The sequence below is a fragment of the Pantoea osteomyelitidis genome, assembly GCF_044342975.1.
Lineage (GTDB): Bacteria > Pseudomonadota > Gammaproteobacteria > Enterobacterales > Enterobacteriaceae > Pantoea > Pantoea osteomyelitidis.
This window is the reverse complement of the sequence record NZ_JBGFSN010000005.1, coordinates 129,970-154,805: the sequence shown is the minus strand read 5'-3', so window position 1 is coordinate 154,805 and position 24,836 is coordinate 129,970. Positions and strand designations below refer to the sequence as shown.

Sequence of the window (24,836 nt, the reverse complement as noted above, 5' to 3'; positions counted from 1 at the left end):
GGTACATTCAGATTGTTTATCTGGCCGTGAGCGCGATCTCAACTTAAGCGCAACAGCCTGTTTTTGGTAAAAATAATCGATAAGCTTCAAATTATTTCGACTATCTTTGCCTCACAAAATGAACGCAATCGATTGCTTTGTTTTCGGTTAATGCTGTTGATCCGCAGAGCATCCAGGCGTTTTTTTCCGCTATTAATCGAACCTGTATGTTAAAAAATGAACGGCTTTTAGCCCGCGCCAAAAATTCGGGCTGAATCATAAATCAGCTTTAACGTTACGTTAAAGCGTTAAGGCGTTGAACCGAAACAACCGCCTGTTCTTTGCGCAGCAGAACAAGGCACGAAAATATTTCAGGCCGGAAAAGAAAAGGAGTATGCGAGGCGTTTAAGCAGAACCACAGAAGGGATTATTTTTTACCGATTCGGGGCATGTCACACATATCCCATCATTCTCAGCAGCGACTGCGCCTGGTTCATGGCATCGGCGCGGTGCGAGACGCCCAGCTTCTGATAGAGATTACGGATATGCGTTTTGATGGTCGTCGCTGCGACTGCCAGCTCACCGGCAATTTGATCGTTACTGTAACCGGAATAAATCAGTCCCAGCACCTGCCACTCACGTTGCGTAAGCGGACTGGTGCGGATCAGCTCAGGCACTTCGGGATGATGGAGCAGGCGGCTGACAAAGCCTTCGTCAAAGTGGGCGAACTTATGGCGATGATGCTTATTAATTTCCCGCAAAATGCGCTGGGCACGATGGCTGTCCAGCTCGGAAAGGGTATTGAGCTGAATAAGCTGGCGTAGCTGTTGCGCCATCATCTCCCCTTCAATCACAAAGTGACTGACGAATCCGGTGCTGCGCGCCAGCTGTAGCGCCTCAATCAGCACCCGCTGCGCATCCCCTTTGCGTCCGATCTGCCAGTAAAGCTGGTTTTGCAGCAACAGGTTACGGTTCAGATCGCTCATCAGACGCAGCGCGCGCGCATTGTCATTCAGCTCTTCCAGCACCACTTCAGCCTGCCCGACATCACCCAACAGAATCTGCGCGCGGGCAATATTGCGCCACTGCCCCTGCAAAAAATGATTATTCGCGAATGCGGGCTTCGGCGTTTGCTGCAGCCAGTAAGCTGCACTTTTACTGTCGCCCATCATCTGCCAGTAGATCACGCGCACCTCATCGGCGTTGGCAATCCAGTCGCTGTGCCAGTTGCCGTTATTAAGCAGGTTTTCCAGGCGGTTAAGATGGCTGCGGGCATTATCCAGATTGCCGCGCGCCAGCGAACACTGTACCAGCAGCGCCAGACATTGAATTTGTTGCTGTGGCTGATAGCGGGCAAGCACTTTAATTCCCTCGCGCGCCGCGTTTTCAGCCTCATCCAGCCGCCCCCACGCCCACAGCAACTGGGCGCGGATGCGCAGCAGAAACTCATGCAGGGGAAACAGCGCCAGATGCTGCTCATTCACCAGGCTGAACGCCCTTTCCTGCGTCTCAAATGCCGCCTGCAAAAAACCCTGGGCAAACAGGATTTCACTCTGCTGGATCAGGCTCCAGAGCGCGTAGTGCCAGGCTTCATCGCGGCGCGCCATCTGTTCGGTCTGCTGCATCAGCCTGAGGGAATTCGCCAAATCGCCTTTGCAGTGCATCACCTCGCCATGCACCGAGGTGGCGACGATACGGCTGTAAAAGCTGGCCTGCGGCAGCGTATCCAGCGCCTGTTTTGCCAGCTGCTCGGCCTCATCGGTTTCGCCATTGTTGATAGCGACCTGCGCACGTAGCGCATCAAATTCGCCACGCAGCGTATTGCAGACCGCGCTGCGGCTCTCCTGCTCAAAACGCGCCAGCAGACTGTTTACCTCGGAATAGCGATGCTGACTCTGCATCAGCCAGGCTTGTAGCAGCACCAGCCTGGGATTCTCCAGCAGGCAGCTCCACGGCAGCGCTTTCATCGACGCCTCAAGCAGCGTCAGCTCGCTGCGATTGAACAGCACCCAGCCGTGGCTCACCAGCACATCGCGCAGCATGCTGGCATCGCCGGAGGCGAGCGCATGATGCATCGCTTCGCCGGGAAAGCCCTGCGCCATCCAGCTCTCTGCAGCGGCGCGGTGTATCGCTGGCAGTTCGGCCGCCAGCTCCCACTGGCAGCGCTGACGCAGAAAGCTGCCGAACAGCGGGTGATAACTAAACCAGCGGCCGGAGTCGTCCATGCGTTGCAGGAACAAGCCCTGCCGCTCAATCTCCTCCAACCGCATCTGGCCATTCTCTTCGCGCGTTACGCAGGCGATCAGTTCATCGTTCATTGAGCGCAGCAGCGCGCTTTTCAGCAGGAAATGACGCGTCGGCAGCGCCACGTTGTTCAGCACTTCCTCCACCAGATAATCGGAGAGGTGGCTGGCGTTGATGCCGGAAAGGCGACGCGCTGAATGCTGCGCGGAGCCGCTGCCCTGACGCGCTGACAGCGCGATCAGCTGTAGCGCGGTTACCCAGCCCGCCACGTCATCGCACAGGCGGCTGCTCTCTTCTGACTCCAGCGGCGCCGCAAGTCGGTGATCAAAGAACTGCTTCGCTTCCTGATGGGTAAACGCCAGCTGCTGGCTGCCCAGTTCGATCAGCTGCTCGCGCACGCGCAGGTTAGCAATGCCCAGCTGCGGCAGGTTACGCGACAGCAGAATCAGCGTGAGGTTTTCCGGCTGATGGCGCAGGAAAAAACGCATCGCTTCGTGAATGGCCGGGTTGGTAATCAGATGGTAATCGTCGACGATCAGCCACAGCGGCTGCTGCCACTCGGCCAGTTCGATAAAAAGTTGGGAAAAAAGTGCGTTCAGGCTGACGTATTGACGTTTTTGCGCCAGCGCCTCGCTGCGCGGACAGTGCCCGCTGCTCGCCTGCTGCAGCGCCGCAATCAGGTAATCGGCGAAACGCTCCGGCTGGTTATCTCCTTCATCCAGCGAGTACCAGCCCAGCTCACGCTTGCCCGCCGCCCATTGTGATACCAGCGTGGTTTTGCCGTAGCCCGCCGGACTGGTGATCAACACCAGCCGATAGTTGCCTGCGGCAGTCAATTTCTTGATTAAACGTTCACGCGCCACGGTGCCATCAAGGCGGACGGGTCGGCTGAGCTTGGACGGTATCAACATAGGCGCTCGTTTCACCCTCTAACATTCAGCGCATTATTTTTACGCCTGGTAATTATTTTTCACATAAGGTCATCCATATTCGCACTTTATGCAAGCAAACAGCTTAAGCAATCTTTACAAAAGTGCACGTAATCACATTCCTGCGCCGCTTTCAGATAAGGCTCACCTTTCTCCGCCCTTCCCCTCCTCCCTGCAGAATTCCTGGCGGGAGGAGGAGGCGCGAAAAACAGACAGGCACACTACGGCAAAATCCGTTTCACTCGCCTTTACAGGACGATGACCTATGACACAGCCTGCCTTTGATCGTGATCACTTCACCCATGCCCTGACGCGTCAGTGGCGACGTTTTGGCCTGGCGGACGCCACGGCGATGACGCGCCATCAATGGTGGCAGGCGATTAGCGGCGCGCTGGCCGATTTGCTGGCGGCGCAGCCCGCCGCCGCGCCCGCCGACGCGCCGCAACGGCACGTTAACTATCTCTCGATGGAATTTCTCATTGGCCGACTCACCGGCAACAACCTGCTGAATCTTGGCTGGTATCAGGCGGTCGATGCGGCGTTGGCATCCTGGGACATCCGGCTGAGCGAGGTGCTGGAAGAAGAAGTCGATCCGGCACTGGGCAATGGCGGTCTGGGACGTCTGGCGGCCTGCTTCCTGGATTCGATGGCGACCGTGGGCCAGCCCGCAACAGGCTACGGCCTGAACTATCAGTACGGCCTGTTCCGCCAGCGTTTTGTCGAAGGCGCGCAGCATGAAGCGCCGGACGACTGGCAGCGCGATCGTTATCCCTGGTTCAGCCATAACGCGGCGCTGAATGTGCAGGTGGGCCTGGGAGGCAAGGTTATCGGCGAACAGGGTCAGCTGCGCTGGCAGCCTGCTTATATTCTGCAGGGGGAAGCCTGGGATCTGCCGGTGGTGGGCTACCAGAACGGCGTCACGCAGCCGCTGCGCCTCTGGCAGGCGAAACATGCTCATCCCTTTGATTTAACCAAATTCAACAACGGCGATTTTCTCAAGGCGGAGCAACAAGGGATCGATGCGGAAAAGCTCACCAAGGTGCTTTACCCCAATGACAACCATCAGGCCGGGAAAAAGCTCCGCCTGATGCAGCAATATTTCCAGTGCGCCTGCGCGGTGGCGGATATTCTGCGGCGCCACCGGCAGGCGGGACGCGCTATCGCCGACCTGCCCGATTATGAAGTGATTCAACTCAACGATACCCATCCCACTATCGCCATTCCCGAACTGCTGCGCGTGCTGCTGGATGAGCATCAGCTCAGCTGGGACGAGGCCTGGCAGATCGCCAGCCGCAGCTTCGCTTATACCAACCATACGCTGATGCCGGAAGCGCTGGAGCGCTGGGATGTGCGCTTGCTGCGCAGCCTGCTGCCGCGTCACATGATGATTATCAACACCATTAACGCCCGGCTGAAAAAAGAGGTCAGCGCGCAATGGCCGGGCGACGAGGCGAAGTGGGCGAAACTGGCGGTGGTGCATAACAATCAGGTGCACATGGCAAACCTGTGCGTGGCGAGCGGCTTTGCGGTGAACGGCGTGGCGGCGCTGCACTCGCAGCTGGTGAAAACCGATCTGTTCCCGGAATATCATCAGCTCTGGCCGCAGAAGTTTCACAACGTGACCAACGGCGTCACTCCGCGCCGCTGGATCCAGCAGTGCAATCCTCAGCTGGCGGCGCTGTTCGACAGCACCCTGCAAAAGCCCTGGCAGACCGATCTTGATGCGCTGATCGATCTTGAACGCCACGCTGACGATGCCGCGTTCCGCGCGAAATTTCGCACCATTAAGCAACAGAATAAAGCTGAGCTGGCGCACTGGATCGCCGCGCGCACCGGTATCCATATCGATCCTGCCGCCCTGTTCGACGTGCAGATCAAACGCCTGCACGAGTACAAACGCCAGCATCTGACCCTGCTGCATATTATTGCGCTCTGGCAAACGCTGGTGAGCGATCCGCAGGCCAATCGCGTGCCGCGCGTGGTGCTGTTTGCTGCCAAAGCCGCGCCGGGTTACTACCTGGCGAAAAACATCATCTACGCCATTAACAAAGTGGCGGAGACGATTAACCAGGATCCGCGCGTTGGCGATCGGCTGAAGGTGGTTTTCGTGCCGGACTACAACGTTTCAGTGGCGGAGCGGCTGATCCCGGCGGCGGATCTGTCAGAACAGATCTCTACCGCCGGAAAAGAGGCGTCCGGCACCGGCAACATGAAGCTGGCACTGAACGGCGCTTTGACCATCGGCACGCTGGACGGGGCCAACGTGGAAATTGCCGAACAGGTCGGCAGTGAAAATATCTTTATTTTTGGTCACACCGTTGAGCAGGTCACTGCCCTGAAGGCGAAAGGCTATGCGCCGCAGACGTGGCGCAAAAAGAATGCACAGCTCGATCGGGTCATGCAGGCGCTGGAGGATGGCACCTTCAGCCAGGGCGATAAACATGCCTTTGACGCGCTGCTGCACAGCCTGGGTCCGGAAGGCGGCGATCCTTATCTGGTGCTGGCAGATTTTGCCGCCTTTGTTGAAGCGCAGGCGCGGGTAGAGGCGCTGTGGCAGGATGAGGAAGCCTGGACGCGCGCCGCCATCCTGAACAGCGCGCGCTGCGGCATGTTCAGCGCCGATCGCGCCATTCGCGATTATCAACAACGCATCTGGCAGGCCGCGCGCTGAGGTATGTCATGAAACCAGACTTCCATCATAATGCGGCAAGCGCCGCGGGCATCGCGCCCGATTACATCAACGCCCACGGTCAGACGCAGTCGATCTCATCAGAGACCCGCCAGCGTCTGCTGGCGGCGATGCAGTGCGTTGACATCACAGAGGAGCCGCTGCCGCCGGTGGCGCTGTTCCGCAAGCACCAGCCCGTGAAGCTGACGCCCGGCGGCACGGCGAGCTATCGCTGGCAGCTGACCAGCGAGGCGGGCAGATGCTGGTCCGGCGAGATCGCTGGCGGCGCGACGCTGCACCTGCCGCGCCTGGCTGAAGGCTATCATCATCTTACGCTGTTGCAGGATAACGCCCAGTGGCAGTGCCGCATTATCGTTGCGCCGCCGCGCTGCTACGAACCTGCGGCATTGCAGGCGGACGAAAAGCTCTGGGGCACCTGCGTGCAGCTCTATACGCTGCGCTCGGCCAGCAACTGGGGCATCGGCGATTTTGGCGATCTGCGGCAGATGCTGAGCGAAGTCTCGCAGCGCGGCGGCGCCTTTATCGGCCTTAATCCAATCCATGCGCTCTACCCTGCCAATCCAGAGAGCGCCAGCCCCTATAGTCCCTCCTCCCGACGCTGGCTTAACGTAATGTATATTGATGTCGCCGCCGTGACGGATTTCCGTCAGAGCGCGAAGGCACAAATCTGGTGGCAATCTGACGAGACGCAGCGGCAGCTACAGGCGGTACGCGCCACGGATAATGTGGATTACGCGGGCGTTACCCGGCTGAAGATGACGGCGCTGCGGCTGGCATGGCGACAGTTCAGCCTGCGCGGCGCGGCGGACCCTGAGCTTCACGCTTTTGATCGCTTTATTGACGACGGCGGCGAAAGCCTGCTGCATCAGGCGCTGTTTGACGCCCTGCATGCCTGGCAAAGCGCGGAAGATCCGTTGCGCTGGGGCTGGCCGGTATGGCCTGCGGCGTGGCAGCAGCCCGACACGCCTGAGGTGCTGGCTTTCCGTCAGCAGCATCACGATGAGGTGCGTTTTTATCTCTGGCTACAGTGGCTGGCCGCCAGCCAGTTCGCCGCCTGCTGGCAGTTCTGTCAGCAGCAGGCGATGCCGATCGGGCTTTATCGCGATCTGGCGGTGGGCGTGGCGCAGGGCGGCGCGGAAACCTGGAGCGACCGCGCGCTTTACTGTATGCAGGCGAGCGTGGGCGCGCCGCCCGATATTCTCGGGCCGCTCGGCCAGAACTGGGGTCTGCCGCCCATGGATCCGCGCATTATGCGGGCGCGGGCTTACGATCCCTGGATTGCGCTGCTGCGCGCCAATATGCGCGACTGTGGCGCGCTGCGCATCGATCATGTGATGGCGCTACTGCGGCTGTGGTGGATTCCCCAGGGGGAAGGCGCTGCGCAGGGTGCCTACGTGCATTATCCCATTGACGATCTGCTGGCGATCCTCGCGCTGGAGAGCCAGCGCCATCGTTGCATGGTGATCGGCGAGGATCTCGGCACGGTGCCTGAGGCGATTGTAGGCAAGCTGCATGAGAGCGGCGTTTACTCTTATAAAGTGCTGTGGTTTGAGCAGACCTCGCCGACCCGTTTCCGTCCTCCGGCCCACTGGCCCGTTCAGGCGATGGCCGTGGCGACCACGCACGATCTGCCCACGCTGCGCGGCTGGTGGCAGAGCGACGATTTAACGCTGGGCAGCAGATTGGGGCTGTATCCGGATAAAGTGATTCTGGCCGGAATCGCACGGGATCGCCTGGCAGCGAAGCAGGCGCTGCTGGAGAGTTTGCACCTTGCCGGCAGCCTGCCGAAACGCGCCGGACGGCAGGCGCGTCGCACCATGATGGGCAAAGCCCTGAACCGCGCGATGCAGCGTTATCTGGCCGACAGCAGCAGCGCGCTGCTCGGGCTACAGCCGGAAGACTGGCTGGACATGGCGTCGCCGGTAAATATTCCCGGCACCAGCGATCAATATCCCAACTGGCGGCGCAAGCTGAGCGCCTCGCTGGAAACGATGTTTAGCGATGCGCGGATTAACGCCCTGCTGCGCGATATCAATCGTCGGCGGCGCAGGTAAACACTGGCTCACCGTTGATAGCACATCCATTAACTGTATAAAATATAAACGCATTGTATTGAAAAAATCCGGCAAAGAGCTTGAGGATGATGAAATTGCATCTTATTGCGATACCGCGGCAGATTTTTTAAGCATGAGCGATGTTGTTATTCAAATGCTGATAAAAGAAAAGGCATTGATTGAGTTAAATGAGGTGAAAATCGATGAGTGATCGTTTAAAACGCCTTCAAAGCATGGCTAAACGCTATAACAAGCTGGGCGCAGTTTCCGATGAAACCGTGGCAAAAATTGATGCGCGCGTTAAAGCGCGCCAGCTTCGTGAAAGCCTGCCAAAAATTCGTCCGATGAGCGGTACTGAAATTAAAGAAATGCGTACCCGTTATGGACTCTCTCAATCTACCCTCGCACTGACTATGGGTATGTCGGTTGAAAGCGTCTCTAAATGGGAACGTGATGAGGGTCAACCTGGTAATGCGGCTTTACGCATCCTTAACACGATTGATGCCAAAGGCCCGGAAGTGTTTGCCACCTGAAGCAAAGCCCCGCCAGCGGCGCTTTTATCTCTTCAGAGCGTGGGCGTTACAGAACTCGCTCTGTAACGCATCACATAAATGTTAAAAAGGGTGCGCCGGAGCGCACCAGGTCTTACAACATCAGCACTGTCGGGGATTAGCCCTTGCCTTTTACACTGCTGATAAAGGTTGCGCGTGCCGATGTGGAGCCAAGACGTTCCGCCTCGTTCATCAGCTTCAGCGCTTTATCGATATCACCCGCTTTCGCGGCTTTACGGATGCCGTCGTCAAAATATTTTTCGGTGTCGTTCAGCATCGGCTCAGCCTTCGCGGCAGGCGCAGCCATCGGCGTGCCGACGGTCGGCTGTGCCGATGCCGTTGCGGCACTGGCGCTGCCCACTACCACCGGCTTCGGCTCACCGGAGCCGAACAGCTTGCCGATCATAATGTTGCCGCTGTTCTGCTCGCTCTTCACTTTCAGCGACAGCGTGCCGGTATTGATATGTTGCACCACCGGATCCGGCACGTCAGGAATAGCGTTGCTGGCCCCTTCCGCGTAGAGTTTCGCCGGGTTTATCATGGTGGAGGTTCGCGCCAGATCGCGCGTAGTGGTGTAGATCAGCAGGTAAATCTGTTTTTGTCCCAGCACCGGCGTCAGCTTCATGGTGCCTTCCAGCCGGTTAGTGGCGACGATGCCCGGCTTCTGGTAGGTGAAATAGCTGCTGGGGAAATAAGCCGCTGGCTGCAGCTGGCTGTCCAGCACCAGCACGTTCGGCGCATAGACGCGTTGATCTTTCATGAGGCTGGCCAGCGTAACTTCCAGCGAGCCCTGATCGGCGGGCAGCGCAATGGCGGCTACCGGGCCGCTGAGGTCGCCTTCATTCAGGCTGACTGAGCCAGTATTCAACACAATATCCTGGCTCACCGGCGGTGCCAGCGGCAGCCACGAGAGACGCTGCAACTTTTCCGGGGCGACCGATGGCGCGGTGGCGACATTCTGCGGATTAAGCGTGGTGCTGGCGGCGAAGGCGGGCAGCACAGTAAAGCTCAGGGCCGGAAACAGGCAGAGCGCGAGTAGATGTTTTTTCATTGTTTTATCCTCAAGAGAAACCCGTCTCTCTCAGGCAATAGAGAGACGGGCTAAGGCAAGACTCGGGCTGGCTATGCCCGGTCAGGTTGTCTTATTACCACCAGGCTTCCATCTGGATACCGAAGGAAAATTCGTCATTATCGCCACGGCTGAAGGTGTGCGTGCCGTTATCGCTATAGGCAATGCCCGCGGTGGTGCCCGGCAGATCGCCAACGTAGTTCTGATTGGCTGAGTCAGAGGACGCGTAGCCCCATTTCTCATCCCACTTGGCATAGGTTGCGAACACACGAATGGCCGGACGCGACCAAATGCTGGTGCCTGCCTGCCACTGCTGGGCCAGAGTGACCTTATACTGGCTGTTGCGGTCACCGGTGCGCTGCGACTTAACGTTGTCATAGCCTGCTTCCAGCAGGGTGCTCATAATCGGCGTCCATTTGTACATCGGGCGCACGCCCACGGTGTACCAGGTGGTGCCGTTGTCGTTATCGCGATCCACGTCCTGATACATACCGACATACATCAGGCTCCAGGTATCGTTGAAGTCGATCGCGCCGTGATCGATTACGCGGATCATCGAGCCGTTGTTGTTTTCTGCGGTGCCCGGACGACCGTTGCGATTCTGGGTCATCGCATCGGTGGCGTATTGCACAACGAATTTGTTCAGGCTGGTGCCGTAGAACGTCTGGGTATGCTCCAGCGTGGCCATCCAGCCATCATCGGAAGCATCTTCATTATTTGGGCTGTAGCCTTTGGTATCGTTCGCGCTGCCGTAGTCAAAGCCCAGCTCCAGGGCTCCGCCGGGGTTCACTTCCATGCCGCCGATACGCACGTCAAAGATATCGTTGGCGCGATCTTTATTCGCACCGCGCGTATTGCCGTTAACGAAGGCCGAAGAACCGCCTGCTTCGCTGCTACGGGTCGCCGCCAGAGACAGCTTACCGAAGCCGAGATCGATATCCTCAATACCGCCGCCAGGACCAGAAATATCCCAGTAGTAAAAGTCGATCATATGCACATCATGGCGTTTGTAGTAGCGCTTACCGGCCCAGATGTTGGCACCCGGCAGTGCATCAAACAGGTTTTTACCCACCACGTTCATCTGACGTACCGCTGGAGAGTCTTCTTCATAGTCGTTCTGCTGCGCTACGCTGTAGCCGATCATGCTATCGACGTAGAAGCTTTTCTCGCCCTCTTTCCACACTTCCTGGCCGAGTTCAATTTCCGCATAGGTTTCACATTCGTTGCCAAGACGGTACTTAGCGTTCGCACCGGTTGCCTGGAAACATTGCTGCTCACCGCCGCTGCCGGTCCAGCCGATGCCGGAACGGGCATAACCTTTGAAATCCACCGCGCTGGCGTGCGGTGCGACAACTGCGAGGGCCACTGCCAAGGCCAGAGGGTACTTAGAGCGCGTTAACATCGCTGTTCTCCTGTTATGATTTTACTGTTATGTGTGCTTCTACGCCGGGTTCGCTGTGTAACCGACGGCAGGCGCGTCCATCTTCACGAAACAGATGGCAACGCTCTGGCGGCAGTCCGATGGCGTATTGGGCACCTTCTTCAACCAACACCACGTCGTTCTGGCGGTACACCAGGTTCTGACGGATGGCGGGGATCTGGATATGGATTTGTGTTTCATTGCCCAACTGCTCTACCACCTGCACATCGCCTTCGAGCGTGACGTCGGCGATATCTCTGGCGAGCAGATGTTCCGGGCGAATGCCTAACGACATATTGCTGCCGACCTGAACGTCAGCGCTGTCCACCGGTAGCCAGACCAGCTGACGATTCGGCAGCTCCACCTGCACCTGATCGATGGCGGTGGCAGTGACTTTGACCGGCAGGAAATTCATTTTGGGCGAGCCGATAAAGCCTGCGACGAAGCGGTTGGCCGGATAGTGATAGAGTTCGAGCGGCTTGCCGATCTGCGCCACGCGCCCGGCGTCGAGCACCACGATCTTGTCCGCCAGGGTCATCGCCTCGACCTGATCGTGAGTGACATAAATCATGGTGCGCTGCAGGCGCTTGTGCAGACGGGCGATCTCAATGCGCATCTGCACGCGCAGCGCTGCATCCAGGTTGGAAAGCGGCTCGTCCAGCAGGAACACGCGCGGCTCCGCCACCAGCGTACGGCCAATCGCCACGCGCTGACGCTGTCCGCCGGAGAGCGCCTTTGGGCGACGATCCAGCAGGTGCGCCAGCTGTAGCACTTCCGCCACCTGAGTGACGCGCTGCTGAATTTCCGCTTTTTTCACGCGGGCCAGCTTCAGGCCGAAGGACATGTTCTCCGCCACCGTCAGGTGCGGATAAAGCGCATAGGATTGAAACACCATGCCGATGCCGCGCTCGGCGGGCGGCACTTCATTCATGCGGGTGCTGCCGATCAGCAGATCCCCGCTGGTAATGGTTTCCAGGCCTGCAATCATGCGCAGCAGCGTCGATTTTCCACAGCCTGACGGGCCAACAAAGACCACAAATTCGCCTTCGCCAATCGTGAGATCGACATTCTTCGATACCACCGTCTCGCCCCAGGCTTTGGTGACATTGCGTAATTCAACGCTCGCCATGACCCTTTTCCTCATTGCTGACTTGCTGTTCCCTGCCCCAGGCAGAGTCATCCCGGCAATCACTATGGGTAACGACGCTGACAGCGACATCCTCCACCGGTCAGCGATTTTGCGGGGGAGGAGGCGGGAGGAGGAGAATCGGCTGCGGGCGCAACGGCAGCGGCGCATCGGGTGAATTTCGTGATCGCTGACGCATCCTGAGCGTGACTTTTATGTGCGCCAGTCCGTTGAAAGCGGTGCGTTTTGTTAAGCCGATCACAAGCGGCGCGCGCGGGGCGTAGAGCGCAGGAGGATGAGAAGCAGGAGCGGATGCGCACAATGTGTGCGGGTACAGCAACCACCGCATCTGCGTGCTTCAGCAAAAAGGATGGGATTTATGACGATGAAAACCGGCGCACATATTCTGGCCCTCTCCGCCCTGACCGCCGTGCTGTTTTCGGCTTCCGCCGCGGCAAAAATCGAAGAGGGAAAACTGGTCATCTGGATCAATGGCGACAAAGGCTACAACGGCCTCGCCGAGGTGGGCAAAAAGTTTGAGCAGGACACCGGCATCAAGGTGACGGTGGAGCATCCGGATAAAATGGAAGAGAAATATCCTCAGGTGGCCGCCACCGGCGACGGCCCGGATATTATTTTCTGGGCGCACGACCGTTTCGGCGGCTATGCGCAGTCGGGGCTGCTGGCGGAAATCACCCCGGACAAAACGTTTCAGGAGAAAATCTTCCCCTTTACCTGGGATGCGGTGCGCTACAACGGCAAGCTGATCGGCTATCCCATCTCCGTCGAGGCGCTGTCGCTGATCTATAACAAGGACCTGCTGCCCAATCCGCCGAAAAGCTGGGAAGAGCTGCCCGCGCTCGACAAGCAGATGCGCGCAAAAGGCAAGAGCGCCATCATGTTTAACCTGCAGGAGCCTTACTTCACCTGGCCGCTGATGGCGGCGGGCGGCGCTTATGCTTATAAATCTGTCGATGGCCGCTACGACGTTAAAGATCTCGGCATTGATAACGCCGGCGCCAAAGCGGGCCTGCAATTTCTGCTGGATCGGGTCAAGGCGAAACAGCTGAATGCGGATACCGATTACTCCATCGCCGAAGCGGCCTTTAACAAGGGCGAAACGGCGATGACCATCAACGGTCCCTGGGCCTGGACCAATATCGATAAAAGCGGCATTAACTATGGCGTGACGCTGCTGCCGACCCTGAAAAACCAGCCGTCGAAGCCTTTCGTCGGCGTGCTCAGCGCAGGTATTAACGCCGCCAGCCCGAATAAAGAACTGGCGAAAGAGTTCCTTGAAAACTACCTGTTAACCGACGCTGGCCTGAACTCGGTGAACAAAGATAAACCGCTGGGCGCGGTGGCGCTGAAATCCTTCCAGCAGACGCTGGAGAAAGATCCGCGCATCGCCGCCACCATGGCTAACGCCCGCAACGGCGAAGTGATGCCGAATATCCCGCAGATGGCAGCCTTCTGGTATGCGATGCGCACCGCCACGCTTAATGCGCTGGGCGGGCGTCAGAGCGTCGATGCCGCGCTGAAAGATGCGCAGACGCGCCTCAGTAAATAATTTTGTTTCCACCCGGAGCCGGGTTTCCCGGCTCACCTTGTCAGACAGGCTGTAAAGGAAAACCGCTCATGTCAGGAAAACCGAAATCGGGATGGCACAGCACGCTGCTGAAAGGCTCTCTCATCGGGATCTGTTGTCTGCTGGTCGGCTATCTGGTGGTGCTGATGTATGCGCAGGGCGAGTACCTGTTCGCTATTCTGACGCTGATCCTCTGCTCGCTGGGCATCTGGGTATTTGCCAACCGTCGCGCTTACGCCTGGCGCTATGTGTATCCCGGCGCGGCCGGCATGGCGCTGTTTGTGTTGTTTCCGCTGGCCTGTACCGTCGCTATCGCCTTTACCAACTACAGCAGCACCAACCAGCTCACCTTTGAACGTGCGCAGCAGGTGTTGCTGAGCCGCCAGTATCAGGCGGGCAACGCGGTGAACTTCAGCCTGCTGGCGACCGGCGAACGCTGGCGTCTGCTGCTGACCGATAACCAGAGCGGGCAAAGCTGGCTCTCTGCCCCCTTTGCCTTTGGCGGCGAACAGCGTCTGAAAATGACCGCCGCCGCCGCGCCTGCGGACCCGCGCGCCACCCTGCGCGTCATTACCGGCAACCGCCAGGCGCTGAGCCAGATTACCGCCGAAATGCCGGATGGTAGCCAGCTGGTGATGAGCTCGCTGCGTCAGTTTTCCGGCACGCGTCCGCTCTATGTGCTGGCCGGAGAAGGCGCGTTGACCAATCAGCAGAGCGGCACAGTCTATCGCCCCAACGCACAAAGCGGCTTTTATCAGCCGCTGAACGCTGACGGCAGCTGGGGCAGCGAAAAGTTGAGTCCCGGCTATACCGTGACCACCGGCTGGCAAAACTTCCTGCGGGTATTTACCGACGAAGGCATTCAGAAACCCTTTCTCGCCATTTTTGGCTGGACGGTGATCTTTTCCCTGCTGACGGTGATCCTGAGCGTGGCGGTGGGCATGGTGCTGGCCTGCGTGGTGCAGTGGGAGGCGCTGCGAGGCCGGGCGATCTACCGCGTGCTGCTGATTTTGCCCTACGCCGTGCCCGCCTTTATCTCGATCCTGATTTTCAGGGGCTTGTTTAACCAAAGTTTCGGCGAGATCAACCTGATGCTCGGCGCGTTGTTGGGCATTCAGCCCGCCTGGTTCAGCGATCCTTTGCTGGCGCGCGCCATGCTGGTGATCGTCAATACCTGGCTGGGCTATCCCTATATGATGATCCTCTGCATGGGCCTGTTGAAGGCGATCCCGGACGATCTCTATGAGGCCTCAGCGATGGATGGCGCCGGGCCGCTGCAAAACTTTTTCCTCATCACCCTGCCGCTGCTGATCAAGCCGCTGCTGCCGCTGATGATCGCCAGTTTTGCCTTCAACTTTAATAACTTTGTACTGATTCAACTGTTGACCAATGGCGGTCCCGATCGCATCGGCACGACGACTCCGGCGGGCTACACCGATCTGCTGGTGAACTACACCTGGCGCATCGCTTTTGAAGGGGGCGGCGGCCAGGATTTCGGTCTGGCGGCGGCGATCGCCACGCTGATTTTCCTGCTGGTGGGCGCGCTGGCGGTGATCAACCTGAAAGCCACACGCATGAAATTCGATTAAGGAGGCTGTTATGGCCATGGTGCAACCCAAATCGCAGAAGCTGCGCCTGCTGTTGACCCATCTGCTGCTGCTGGCGTTTATCGCCGCCATTCTGTTTCCGCTGTTGATGGTGGTGGCGATCTCGCTGCGCGCCGGTAACTTCGCCACCGGCAGCCTGATCCCCGATCAGATCTCCTGGGAGCACTGGCGACTGGCGCTGGGCTTCAGCGTGGAACATGCCGATGGCAGCGTCACGCCGCCGCCCTTTCCGGTGCTGCTCTGGCTGTGGAATTCGGTAAAAATCGCGGCGATCAGCGCCATCGGCATCGTGGCGCTTTCCACAACCTGCGCCTATGCTTTTGCCCGCATGCGTTTTACCGGGCGCGCCTCGCTGCTGAAAGGAATGTTGATTTTCCAGATGTTTCCGGCGGTGCTGTCGCTGGTGGCGCTCTATGCGCTGTTCGATCGCCTGGGCCAGTATCTGCCGTTTATCGGTCTGAATACCCACGGCGGCGTGATCTTCGCCTACCTCGGCGGCATCGCTCTGCACGTCTGGACCATCAAAGGCTACTTTGAAACCATCGACGGCTCGCTGGAAGAGGCCGCCTCACTGGATGGCGCCACGCCCTGGCAGGCGTTCCGGCTGGTGCTGCTGCCGCTCTCGGTGCCGATTCTGGCGGTGGTGTTTATTCTGGCTTTTATCGCCGCGATCACCGAGGTGCCGGTCGCTTCGTTGCTGCTGCGCGACGTTAACAGCTATACGCTGGCGGTAGGCATGCAGCAGTACCTGAACCCACAAAACTATCTGTGGGGCGATTTTGCCGCGGCGGCCGTGCTCTCCGCCATTCCGATTACCCTGGTGTTTTTGCTGGCGCAACGCTGGCTGGTAAACGGACTGACCGCCGGCGGCGTAAAAGGCTAGCTTGTCGCAAAGAGTTCATCATTGTTGTTGCCACTGCTTCCTCAATGCCCCCTACGATTGAGGTTATTTGGCGGCCTGCGGGCCGCTTTTTTTTCTGCTTTTCTCACCTTGCCCCGCCGCGCTATCTTACTTCTTCTTGCAATACCAACCGGATAACAACAATGGCGAAACTGCGCGTAGGGATCGTGTTTGGCGGCAAGTCAGCCGAGCATGAAGTGTCATTACAGTCGGCAAAAAACATCATCGATGCCATCGATAAAACCAGGTTTGACGTCTCGCTGCTCGGCATCGATAAGCAGGGCCAGTGGCACCTGAACGAAGCCTCAAACTTTTTGCTTAATGCGGAAAACCCGGCGCTAATTGCGTTGTACCAGTCAGGTAAAAGCGTGGCGCTGATCCCCGGCGAGGCGCAGCAGCAGCTGATTGAGTCACAGAGCGCGCAGCCGCTGTCGCAGGTGGATGTGATTTTCCCCATCGTGCACGGCACGCTGGGCGAAGATGGATCGTTGCAGGGTATGCTGCGTATGGCGAACCTGCCTTTTGTCGGTTCAGGCGTACTGGGCTCGGCGGTGAGCATGGACAAAGATATCACCAAGCGCCTGCTGCGGGACGCCGGGCTGACGGTCGCGCCCTGGATCAGCGTGACGGCTGCACAGCGGCCGCAGCTGTGCGTTGAAGAAGTTATCGCCCGCTTCGGCCTGCCGCTGTTTATCAAACCGGCGAACCAGGGTTCTTCTGTGGGCGTCAGCAAGGTCAACAGCGCGGCGGAATTTGCTGAGGCGCTGGATCTCGCCTTTACCTTCGATCGTAAGGTGCTGATTGAACAGGCGATAGCCGGGCGTGAGATCGAATGCGCGGTATTGGGCAACGAGCAGCCCGAGGCGAGCCAGTGTGGTGAGGTGGTGGTACACGACGCCTTTTACTCTTATCAGACCAAATATATCTCGGAAGATGGCGCCGAGGTGGTGGTGCCAGCCATGATCTCTCCGGCGGCCAGCGAGGCGATTCGCGCGGTGGCATTGAAGGCGTTCAGCGCGCTGGAGTGTAGCGGTATGGCGCGCGTGGATGTATTTCTGACCAGTGACGAGCAAATCATCGTGAATGAGGTCAACACCCTGCCCGGCTTTACCAATATCAGCATGTATCCCAAGCTGTGGCAGGCGAGCGGATTAAGCTATTCCGATTTGATTACCCGCCTGATTGAGCTGGCGCTGGCGCGCCATCAGCAGGAGATGGCGCTGAAAAGCACGCTGGTGTAACAGCAACGGGGCGAGACGATTCGCCCCTATGCCACTTTATCGACCGCCGCTATCATCGGCGATGTCTGGTTACGGCCATTGCGCTTGGAGAGGTAAAGGCTTTTATCTGCAGTGGAAATCAGTCGGTTAATCACCTCGTTCCACTCCTTTTCGTCTCCTGCGCAACCGTGCGCAATGCCTGTGCTGACCGTTATCGTCACGGTATTGCCCAGCAGCCAGAACTTCTCTTTTACCATGCTTTGCCGCACCGCTTCTGCCAGCTGATAAAGCTGCATGAGCGAATTATCGAACACCACGACCACAAACTCTTCGCCGCCGAAGCGGCAGACGCGTCCGCGATTGCCCACGACGCGCTGCATGCGGCGCGCAATCTCTTCCAGCACCACATCACCCGCATCGTGGCCAAAGTTATCGTTGATCGTTTTGAAGTAGTCGACGTCAAGCAGCACCACTCCCGCCTCGCGCCCCAGCGACCATGGCTCCTGCTTCAGACTCTCATACAGGCCGGAGCGCGAAAGCTGCTGAGTGAGGAAATCGTAATTAGCGCGCAGGGCGAGACGCTGATTAAGCTGACGAATGGCATCCATGCTCATCGCCACGATCAACGGGCTGACGGCGATGGTCGCCACGCCGAGACGCGCCGAGGTAAGGTGGCTGAGCGGCAGTATGCCGTTGCCCTGAACACTCATCACGCCATGCGCTACCAGAACGATTTCGCTGATGCCGGTGAGCAGCACCACCAGGCTGGTAACCGGAACAGGCAATACGATGGCGCACCAGATCAGCGCCGGTACCGGAAACGTCAGGCTGCCCGCTCCGCCGATCATCGCGCCCAGGCTCAGCGAGGCGACCACTGTCAGTATCGGCAGCAGCCTGCCGGGACGCAGCAGATCGCGTAGCGGCCCGGTGCGCCATGGTCGCGTCAGCAGAAACGGCAACAGCATCACGCCGGTAGAGAACTGCTCGCTGAGCCAGTCGCTCCAGGCGATAATCAGCTGCTGATTAAAGCTGCCATTTTGAGCCAGCGCGCCCCAGGTGGCGCAGGTCATCGAAGCCAGCAGACAGGCGGGAAAGATGCGCAGCGCGTTCGTCACGCTCGCGCTGCTGCCGCGCAGCGAAAAATGCTTTATCAGCATCGCCACCGCGACAACGATAAACAGGATATTGGCGAAGTTCAGGGTCACCGCGGGTAATGCCCAGCCGGAAAACACCGTATCGTTGAAAATCATCGCGCCATAGCAGACCAGATAGTAACGGATGGAATGCAGAAAAGGATGGCGCACAATAATACCGGCAAGCAGCGCGTTCACCGGCCAGAAGAGCGAAAGATCCTGCGGCACACGCAGGTGGCTGCCCATAAAGCAGAACAGCGCCGTAATGATAAACAGCGAAAGGGCATTCTTTCCGGGATGGTGCTCTGCAAACAGCTTAACGCGCATACGTCTGGTACCTGTACCTTAGAAAATTCACGCCATTACGCCAGCCGGAGAAATGCGGAGCTGACGTAAGGTAAATTAAACCCTAACTGCTCTGTTTGTTATCCGTTGAATAAGAGGATGTTTCCTGCCTGACTCTGCTTGTGAGCGGTGTTACATCTCTCTGTTGACTGGGGCGGCATTTTACACGAGCGTCAAAGCAGAAGTGAGGGAGAGAATCTGATTATATTTGGCCGATAAAAAAACCGGATATCTGAGATATCCGGTTTTTCAGGCCGCTGCCTTGCGTGAGAAAAGGTTATTTCACCGCCACCGGCCACTGACTAAGGCGGATGCCGCGTTTGTCGGCATTTTCGCCAAAATCCTGCAACACCGCTTTCACGTCGGGATCCATATACTCCGCATTGTCGTGATCGACGATCACCACGCTGTTTTCCGGAATTTCCGCCAGCAGCCCCTGCAGTTTTGGGTTGTGCATAAAGGTCAGGTTTTGCTGAAAGCGCAGCACGTAATGGTCGTCATAGCGGGTGAGCTGCAATGCGTTGCGATGACTTTTGTAAATGCTGCACAGAATCTGCGTAGCGATGCCGATGCCGATACCCGCCAGCATGCCGAACAGAATAATGCCGCCGATGGTGGCGAGAAAGGGTATGTACTGCTGAGCGCCCATCCGCATCTGATCGATAAACAGACGCGGCGTGGCCAGCTTGTAGCCGGTATAGAGCAGCACTGCCGCCAGGCTGGCCAGCGGAATAGCATTCAATACATTGCTGAACCACAGGCCGCAAATCAGCAGCAGCGCGCCGTGGATCAAAATCGACAGCTTGCTCTGCGCCCCGACGCTGACGTTAACTGAACTGCGTACGATCACGGCGGTGATCGGCATGGCGCCAAGCAAGCCGGCGGTGAGGTTGCCGACGCCCTGCGCAAACATCTCTTTGTTCGGCGACGGCGGCGGGTTCTGCGGGCGCAGCTTTTTCAATGCCTCCTGGCTGAGCAGCGTCTCCAGGCTGGCAACCAGCGCCAGCGTCACGGCGACCACCCAGACAGAAGGATTGCGCCATGCCAGCCAGTCCGGTGTCTCCAGCTCGGCGGTCAGCGCCGCGATGCTGTCAAAGGCGGGCAGCGCAATGCGCGGCAAACCGCTGGCCAGTTGCGGCACAAACAGCGTCGCCAGACAGCCTGCCAGTACCGCTACCAGCGGTCCAGGGATCCAGCTCAGCACGCTGACCTTTTTGATCGCCGGGGTGCTCCAGAGCCAGAGCAGCAGCAGACCACAGCCCGCGACCAGCATCGCCGGCGTTGAGAAAGTAAAATCGCCATTCGCCAGCGAGACCAGTTCGGCATCGCCTGCGGCGCCGAGCGCTACCGGAATTTGCTGCATAATCAACAAAATACCGATAGCCGCCAGCATCCCTTTGATCACGCTGCCCGGCACCAGCGCGATAAAGCGGCCGGCGCGCAGCAGGCCGAACAGACACTGCAACACGCCGGCAATCACCAGCGCGGTGAGAAAGGCGGAAAAGCTGCCCAGGGTTTCAATCGCGGCCACCACAATCGTCACCAGCCCGGCAGCCGGGCCGCTGACGGCGAAGCGCGACGGGCTGAGCGAGGTGACAAGCAGACCGCCAATCACGCCGGTGAGCAGACCGGCAAACGGCGGCAGTCCACTGGCCTGCGCAATGCCCAGACAGAGCGGCAGCGCGACCAGAAATACCACCAGACCGGCGGGAATATCCTGACGAAGGGCATTCAGATTCATGGTGAAGGTTCCTCTGCAGATTGCTGGATTAACTCTTTCAGATGTCCCGACTGCAAATCATAAACACAGCCGAACACACCCAGCTCTTGTCCTGTCTGCCACGCCTGGCGCACCGGTTCGGTTTTTACCAGATGAGCAAACTGGGCCAGCACATTCGCTTCCACCAGCTGGTTAAGTTTGTCGCTCTCCTGCGCGTCGGAAGCGTGGTAATCGCGTAAGCCCTGTTGCAGGGCGTTTCGCAGCGCGCTGACGCGCCGCGCAAGGGGGGAATCTTCATCGGCAAGCGGACTTTCCGGCAGGCTGAGCGCCGCCTGCACGCCGCCGCAGCCATAGTGGCCGCACAGCACAATGCGTTTCACGCCGAGATAAACCGTGGCGTATTGCAGTACGCTCATGAAATTGTCGTCCTGCGCCAGCACCATATTGGCGATATTGCGATGCACAAACAGCTCGCCCGGATGCGACCCGGTTAAGACTTCGGCCGGAACACGACTATCGGAGCAGCCGATCCACAAGGAATGCGGCTTTTGTTGGTGAAGATAATTTTCGAAATAGTTCGGATTACGCTCGCGGCGCTGTAATGCCCAGCTGCGATTTTTCGCTAATAAGGGTTTAAGTGTCGTCACAATCATCTTCTCTCTACGTCCGGGAATAGTGCATCCTGGCTTCCCACGAACAGAAATAGCGCTGTGAAATGCCACAGGCCACCACCAAAATCAGAACTGGTTCACAGAAAAACATTACCGATATTAAAGCGTAATGGCGCAGCGCGAATATTTCCATATTTATCTGATAAATTCTTAATGTAAATTTTTATTATAATTACGTCTGAGAAAAGTAAATTAAACGGATTGGCACAGAGAATGAAGCAGAAATAGAAATTATTTTAAATGATTTAAAATCAATAAATTAATAACAAACACCCGACAAAATCTTTGCGACTGAATTGACAAAAAAATACACGCAACAACAGCAAGGTTGTAAGATATCTTTTTCAGGAATGGAATAATTAGCTTAAGAATTCACAGTTAAAACGCTTATCATTAGAGAATTAAACTGGCTGCCTGCGACTTTATCGCTATATTGTTTTGTCGGGAAAATAAGAAGGCAAGATTAAAGGCGGGGATTATTTATATGTGAATTATGATCAGACTTACTAAATAATCTCAGCAAATAAGGTTCGCCGCAGCGAACCTTTTTTCATGCCGGATTATTTACCGCTCCAGGCATTCAGGCGATTTTCCCGCGTATTCACCTTCTGCTGCGGCGTCAGCTTGTTATAGTTTGCTGCCATGCCGCTTTCCCAGTCGCCATAAAGCGGGTTGGGCAGAATAATATATTGCGTGCCGAAGCGCTGATGATTCAGATTCACGAATTCACGTCGTTGCGCATTGCCCTGATGATAAGTTGCCGCGCCAAAGTCATTCAAATTGTCGCCAACGTAGAGCACGACGTTATAACCGGCATCCCTGATAGCATCGAAACGGGCCTGCTTGTTGGAGCTGCCGGTGCTGAGACGCACGGTTTTTTCCGAGATGTCGGGAAAACCCAGCTGCTGCATATTGGCGACGGTGGCGGCGAAATCTTGCTGGTCGCGGTTAGAGACATAGAACAGCGTCGCGCCGTGATGGGTCACGTAACGGGCGAAATCCACCGCGCCAGGCACGGCGAGCGCCTGACGCGCCTGCGTCCAGGCTGACCAACTTTTCGCGCTGAACGGCTGGTTAGCTTTGGCCTGCCACGCGCTATAAGCGCTGTTATCCAGCATGGTTTCATCCAGATCCACAATCACCGCTTTCGGCTTGCCGGTCAGCGATGGTGCCTGATCGAACGCCATTTTAGCGCTGTTGAACGCCTGCCAGGTTAAAGCCTGATATTCTCCTGACTGCTGAAACCAGTTCAGCGCCAGCACTGATTGCTCGCTGAGCTGCTGTTGCGCCTGTTGCTGCGAAGGCTGGGCGCAGCCGGTTAACAGCAGCGCCAACAGCGCCGGGGCACCACAAAAAGTGAATTTATTCATCGTGTCGTCCTGAACAGGAAAGGGTCAATTTTTGTAAAGCTTTAAAAATGTAGCAGTTAACCTAAACTCCAGGCAGCAGATTACTTTGCCTTTTAAAAGGAAATCCTTATGGCTGACACTACCAACTCCGGCTGCCGCTCTGCCCTGCTTGATTCGCTGGGCTGGGTCGATCACGCTTTTCAGGCCGCTGGCGAACCGCCGCCGCCCGAGGCGGCTTATGGTCATCAGCGTCACAGCCCTACGGTGGTGCTGGATGAAGAGAACGTTCCGCCAAAAAGCTGTGAATCGGACGGCCTTATCGGCGTCACGACGCGTCCGGTCGCCGTTTACACCGCAGACTGCCTGCCGGTGCTGATCGCCGATGCGCGCCAGCATCATGTCGCAGCGGTACACGCCGGATTAAAAGGCGCGCTGGCGGGAGTATTGTTTTCTGCCGTAGCGCGGTTAAAGGCGCTGGGCGCCAGCAGCGACAGCCTGTTCGTTGCCATCGGACCGGCAATCTCACCCTGCTGCTATGAGCTGGGTGAGAACGTGCTGAGCGACATCAAGCAGAATCCCCGTGTGCGTCAGCCGGTCGCCTGGACGATTGAACAGCCTCACAACCCGCTGGCGGTGCGGCCGCAGGCACAGGCGCAGCAGCAGGGGATCTGGTTCGATCTGCCGCAGCTTGGGCGTCAGATGCTGCTGCAGATGGGCATCCCTGCCGAGCAGATTGAGCTGCTGAACATTTGTACCTACTGCATGGCGGAAACCGGCGCCAGCTACCGACGCAATACCCATTTCAACAGCGGCTACCGCTCACGCTACTCCTGGATTCAGCGCGTCGGGGCTTAATGAATGATGCTGTTCAGCACCAGCACACCCGCCAGACCGAGGATGGAAATCAGGGTTTCCATCACCGTCCAGGTTTTTAGCGTCTCCACTACGCTGAGGTTGAAGTAGCCTTTGAACAGCCAGAAGCCGGGATCGTTTACGTGCGAGGCGATCACGCTGCCGGAGCCGACCGCGAGCACCATCAGCGCCGGATCGGCATGGGTCGCGGCGATGATCGGCATAACGATACCGGCGGTGGTGATGGCGGCTACCGTTGCCGAGCCCAGCGCAATGCGCAGCATCGCCGCCACGGTCCAGCACATCAACAGCGGCGACAGCGAAGAGCCTTTCATCAGGTCGGCGATGTAGTTGCCGACGCCGCTGTCCACCAGTACTTGCTTAAACGCGCCGCCGCCCGCGATGATAAAGACAATCATGGCGATGGCGGCAATCGAGTTGCCGCACATATCCATGACTTCGTCCATTTTGCGACCGTTGCGCAGGCCGAGCGTGAATACCGCAATCACCACGGCAATAAACAACGCCACCGCCGGGTTGCCGATAAACTCAAAAAACTGCCGGATCGCGTTCTCTTTCGGCATTGTCAGTTCGCATATCGCGGCGAAAGCCATCAGCACCACCGGGATCACCGCAGCGAAAATGCTGATCCAGAAGCCAGGCATCTCATTTTCCGGAAAGATTTTCGGGTTATACAGTCCTTCCGGCGGTGACTTCTCAAAACTTTTCAAGAATTTCGAAAAGATTGGACCGGCAACGATCACCGTCGGGATGGTAATGATCAGCCCGTAGAGCAAGGTGGTGCCCAGATTCGCGCCAAAGATGGTGGCAATTGCGGTAGGGCCGGGATGCGGCGGCAGAAAACAGTGCGTGACCGACAGCGCGGCCACCATGGGTACGCCGACATAGAGCAGCGGTAAACCGGCTGCGGCCACAATGGTAAATACCAGCGGCAGCAGCAGGACAAAGCCCACTTCGTAGAACATCGCCAGCCCGACGATCAGTCCGGTTACCACCAGCGCCCATTGCAGACGCTCTTTACCGAACACCGTAATCAGCGTGGTGGCGACCCGTTGCGCCGCGCCGGTATCCGATACCAGCCGACCCAACATCGCCCCCAGCCCCAGGATCATCGCCAGGCCGCCCAGCGTCGAGCCGATGCCCTTCTGGATCGATGCCATAACTGCCAGCGGGGCCATGCCTTCCGCAATGCCAACCACCGCCGAAACGAATATCAACGCGATAAAGCCGTTGACCTTAAAAACAATCATCAATACCAGCAGCAGGATCACACCAAGAACAATGATCGTGATGGGCATGTTATTTTCCTTATTGTTTTAGAGTGAAGAGGTAAGGTTCAGGCGCGCTCATCGCGCGACGCCCGTATCG

General features: G+C 57.7%; 18 protein-coding genes. 9 read left to right on the top strand and 9 right to left on the bottom strand.

Annotated elements, in window-relative coordinates:
- Window positions 1-431: 431 nt before the first annotated feature.
- Window positions 432-3,134, bottom strand: coding sequence for an HTH-type transcriptional regulator MalT (gene malT / locus ABU178_RS14375; RefSeq protein ID WP_397216085.1), 2,703 nt, complete (start codon window positions 3,132-3,134; stop codon window positions 432-434).
- A 283-nt stretch (window positions 3,135-3,417) separates the two neighbouring features.
- Between malT and malP the strand changes: the two genes are divergently transcribed.
- From malP to ABU178_RS14355, 4 genes are read left to right on the top strand one after another with little or no spacing between them, the layout of a single operon-like run.
- A complete protein-coding gene (gene malP, locus ABU178_RS14370; RefSeq protein ID WP_397216083.1) occupies window positions 3,418-5,823 on the top strand; it encodes a maltodextrin phosphorylase in 2,406 nt (801 codons plus the stop codon).
- An 8-nt stretch (window positions 5,824-5,831) separates the two neighbouring features.
- Window positions 5,832-7,895 (top strand): 4-alpha-glucanotransferase, encoded by a 2,064-nt coding sequence (gene malQ / locus ABU178_RS14365; RefSeq protein ID WP_397216081.1) that lies wholly within the window; start codon window positions 5,832-5,834, stop codon window positions 7,893-7,895.
- Window positions 7,843-8,106, top strand: a complete 264-nt coding sequence (locus ABU178_RS14360; protein ID WP_397216079.1) for a hypothetical protein — start codon at window positions 7,843-7,845, stop codon at window positions 8,104-8,106. Before malQ ends, ABU178_RS14360 begins: the two co-directional genes overlap by 53 nt.
- Window positions 8,099-8,428 (top strand): helix-turn-helix domain-containing protein, encoded by a 330-nt coding sequence (locus ABU178_RS14355; protein WP_397216077.1) that lies wholly within the window; start codon window positions 8,099-8,101, stop codon window positions 8,426-8,428. Before ABU178_RS14360 ends, ABU178_RS14355 begins: the two co-directional genes overlap by 8 nt.
- Window positions 8,429-8,564: 136 nt before the next feature.
- On the opposite strand, the gene malM is transcribed toward ABU178_RS14355, so the two are convergent.
- The 3 genes from malM to malK all read right to left on the bottom strand — a co-directional run bounded on the left by malM (window position 8,565) and on the right by malK (window position 12,064).
- Window positions 8,565-9,497: a maltose operon protein MalM gene (malM, locus tag ABU178_RS14350; protein ID WP_397216075.1), complete on the bottom strand. Its 933-nt coding sequence runs from the start codon at window positions 9,495-9,497 to the stop codon at window positions 8,565-8,567.
- 94 nt (window positions 9,498-9,591) lie between these two features.
- The gene (locus ABU178_RS14345) at window positions 9,592-10,917 is read right to left on the bottom strand and encodes a maltoporin (RefSeq protein WP_397216074.1); all 1,326 of its coding nucleotides are present in this window, start codon (window positions 10,915-10,917) and stop codon (window positions 9,592-9,594) included.
- 13 nt (window positions 10,918-10,930) lie between these two features.
- On the bottom strand, window positions 10,931-12,064 hold the full coding sequence (malK, locus tag ABU178_RS14340; RefSeq protein WP_397216072.1) for a maltose/maltodextrin ABC transporter ATP-binding protein MalK: 1,134 nt from the start codon (window positions 12,062-12,064) through the stop codon (window positions 10,931-10,933).
- A gap of 376 nt (window positions 12,065-12,440) precedes the next feature.
- Here malK and malE point away from each other — a divergent pair, with 376 nt between their 5' ends.
- The 4 genes from malE (at window position 12,441) to ddlA (ending at window position 17,398) form a co-directional block, all read left to right on the top strand.
- The gene (gene malE, locus ABU178_RS14335; protein ID WP_397216070.1) at window positions 12,441-13,631 is read left to right on the top strand and encodes a maltose/maltodextrin ABC transporter substrate-binding protein MalE; all 1,191 of its coding nucleotides are present in this window, start codon (window positions 12,441-12,443) and stop codon (window positions 13,629-13,631) included.
- A 68-nt stretch (window positions 13,632-13,699) separates the two neighbouring features.
- Complete coding sequence (malF, locus tag ABU178_RS14330; RefSeq protein WP_397216068.1) at window positions 13,700-15,238, top strand: maltose ABC transporter permease MalF; 1,539 nt, start codon at window positions 13,700-13,702, stop codon at window positions 15,236-15,238.
- A gap of 10 nt (window positions 15,239-15,248) precedes the next feature.
- The gene (malG, locus tag ABU178_RS14325) at window positions 15,249-16,139 is read left to right on the top strand and encodes a maltose ABC transporter permease MalG (RefSeq protein ID WP_397216066.1); all 891 of its coding nucleotides are present in this window, start codon (window positions 15,249-15,251) and stop codon (window positions 16,137-16,139) included.
- 161 nt (window positions 16,140-16,300) lie between these two features.
- Window positions 16,301-17,398 carry a D-alanine--D-alanine ligase gene (ddlA, locus tag ABU178_RS14320; RefSeq protein WP_397216064.1) on the top strand — a complete coding sequence of 366 codons (1,098 nt, stop codon included), beginning with the start codon at window positions 16,301-16,303 and terminating at the stop codon, window positions 17,396-17,398.
- A 26-nt stretch (window positions 17,399-17,424) separates the two neighbouring features.
- Here the strand turns inward: ddlA and ABU178_RS14315 are convergent, their stop codons facing one another.
- The 4 genes from ABU178_RS14315 to ABU178_RS14300 form a co-directional block, all read right to left on the bottom strand.
- The gene (locus ABU178_RS14315; RefSeq protein WP_397216062.1) at window positions 17,425-18,837 is read right to left on the bottom strand and encodes a diguanylate cyclase; all 1,413 of its coding nucleotides are present in this window, start codon (window positions 18,835-18,837) and stop codon (window positions 17,425-17,427) included.
- A gap of 295 nt (window positions 18,838-19,132) precedes the next feature.
- Window positions 19,133-20,590 (bottom strand): SulP family inorganic anion transporter, encoded by a 1,458-nt coding sequence (locus ABU178_RS14310; protein WP_397216671.1) that lies wholly within the window; start codon window positions 20,588-20,590, stop codon window positions 19,133-19,135.
- 2 nt (window positions 20,591-20,592) lie between these two features.
- Complete coding sequence (locus tag ABU178_RS14305; protein ID WP_397216060.1) at window positions 20,593-21,228, bottom strand: carbonic anhydrase; 636 nt, start codon at window positions 21,226-21,228, stop codon at window positions 20,593-20,595.
- A gap of 578 nt (window positions 21,229-21,806) precedes the next feature.
- Entirely contained in the window at window positions 21,807-22,616 is an 810-nt protein-coding gene (locus tag ABU178_RS14300; protein ID WP_397216058.1) for a 5'-nucleotidase, lipoprotein e(P4) family, read from the bottom strand.
- 108 nt (window positions 22,617-22,724) lie between these two features.
- Between ABU178_RS14300 and ABU178_RS14295 the strand changes: the two genes are divergently transcribed.
- The gene (locus ABU178_RS14295; protein ID WP_397216056.1) at window positions 22,725-23,450 is read left to right on the top strand and encodes a polyphenol oxidase family protein; all 726 of its coding nucleotides are present in this window, start codon (window positions 22,725-22,727) and stop codon (window positions 23,448-23,450) included.
- Here the strand turns inward: ABU178_RS14295 and ABU178_RS14290 are convergent.
- On the bottom strand, window positions 23,447-24,766 hold the full coding sequence (locus tag ABU178_RS14290; protein WP_397216054.1) for a gluconate:H+ symporter: 1,320 nt from the start codon (window positions 24,764-24,766) through the stop codon (window positions 23,447-23,449). The two genes, ABU178_RS14295 and ABU178_RS14290, sit on opposite strands and share 4 nt — an antisense overlap.
- Window positions 24,767-24,836 lie beyond the last annotated feature (70 nt).

Coding starts and splice junctions, on each gene's coding strand:
- ddlA (WP_397216064.1), top strand. CDS start 16,301: ATGGCGAAACTGCGCGTAGGGATCGTGTTTGGCGGCAAGTCAGCCGAG.
- malT (WP_397216085.1), bottom strand. CDS start 3,134: ATGTTGATACCGTCCAAGCTCAGCCGACCCGTCCGCCTTGATGGCACC.
- ABU178_RS14300 (WP_397216058.1), bottom strand. CDS start 22,616: ATGAATAAATTCACTTTTTGTGGTGCCCCGGCGCTGTTGGCGCTGCTG.
- malG (WP_397216066.1), top strand. CDS start 15,249: ATGGCCATGGTGCAACCCAAATCGCAGAAGCTGCGCCTGCTGTTGACC.
- ABU178_RS14360 (WP_397216079.1), top strand. CDS start 7,843: ATGCGCGGATTAACGCCCTGCTGCGCGATATCAATCGTCGGCGGCGCA.
- ABU178_RS14345 (WP_397216074.1), bottom strand. CDS start 10,917: ATGTTAACGCGCTCTAAGTACCCTCTGGCCTTGGCAGTGGCCCTCGCA.
- ABU178_RS14315 (WP_397216062.1), bottom strand. CDS start 18,837: ATGCGCGTTAAGCTGTTTGCAGAGCACCATCCCGGAAAGAATGCCCTT.
- malE (WP_397216070.1), top strand. CDS start 12,441: ATGACGATGAAAACCGGCGCACATATTCTGGCCCTCTCCGCCCTGACC.
- malF (WP_397216068.1), top strand. CDS start 13,700: ATGTCAGGAAAACCGAAATCGGGATGGCACAGCACGCTGCTGAAAGGC.
- malP (WP_397216083.1), top strand. CDS start 3,418: ATGACACAGCCTGCCTTTGATCGTGATCACTTCACCCATGCCCTGACG.
- malM (WP_397216075.1), bottom strand. CDS start 9,497: ATGAAAAAACATCTACTCGCGCTCTGCCTGTTTCCGGCCCTGAGCTTT.
- malQ (WP_397216081.1), top strand. CDS start 5,832: ATGAAACCAGACTTCCATCATAATGCGGCAAGCGCCGCGGGCATCGCG.
- ABU178_RS14355 (WP_397216077.1), top strand. CDS start 8,099: ATGAGTGATCGTTTAAAACGCCTTCAAAGCATGGCTAAACGCTATAAC.
- ABU178_RS14305 (WP_397216060.1), bottom strand. CDS start 21,228: ATGATTGTGACGACACTTAAACCCTTATTAGCGAAAAATCGCAGCTGG.
- ABU178_RS14295 (WP_397216056.1), top strand. CDS start 22,725: ATGGCTGACACTACCAACTCCGGCTGCCGCTCTGCCCTGCTTGATTCG.
- ABU178_RS14290 (WP_397216054.1), bottom strand. CDS start 24,766: ATGCCCATCACGATCATTGTTCTTGGTGTGATCCTGCTGCTGGTATTG.
- malK (WP_397216072.1), bottom strand. CDS start 12,064: ATGGCGAGCGTTGAATTACGCAATGTCACCAAAGCCTGGGGCGAGACG.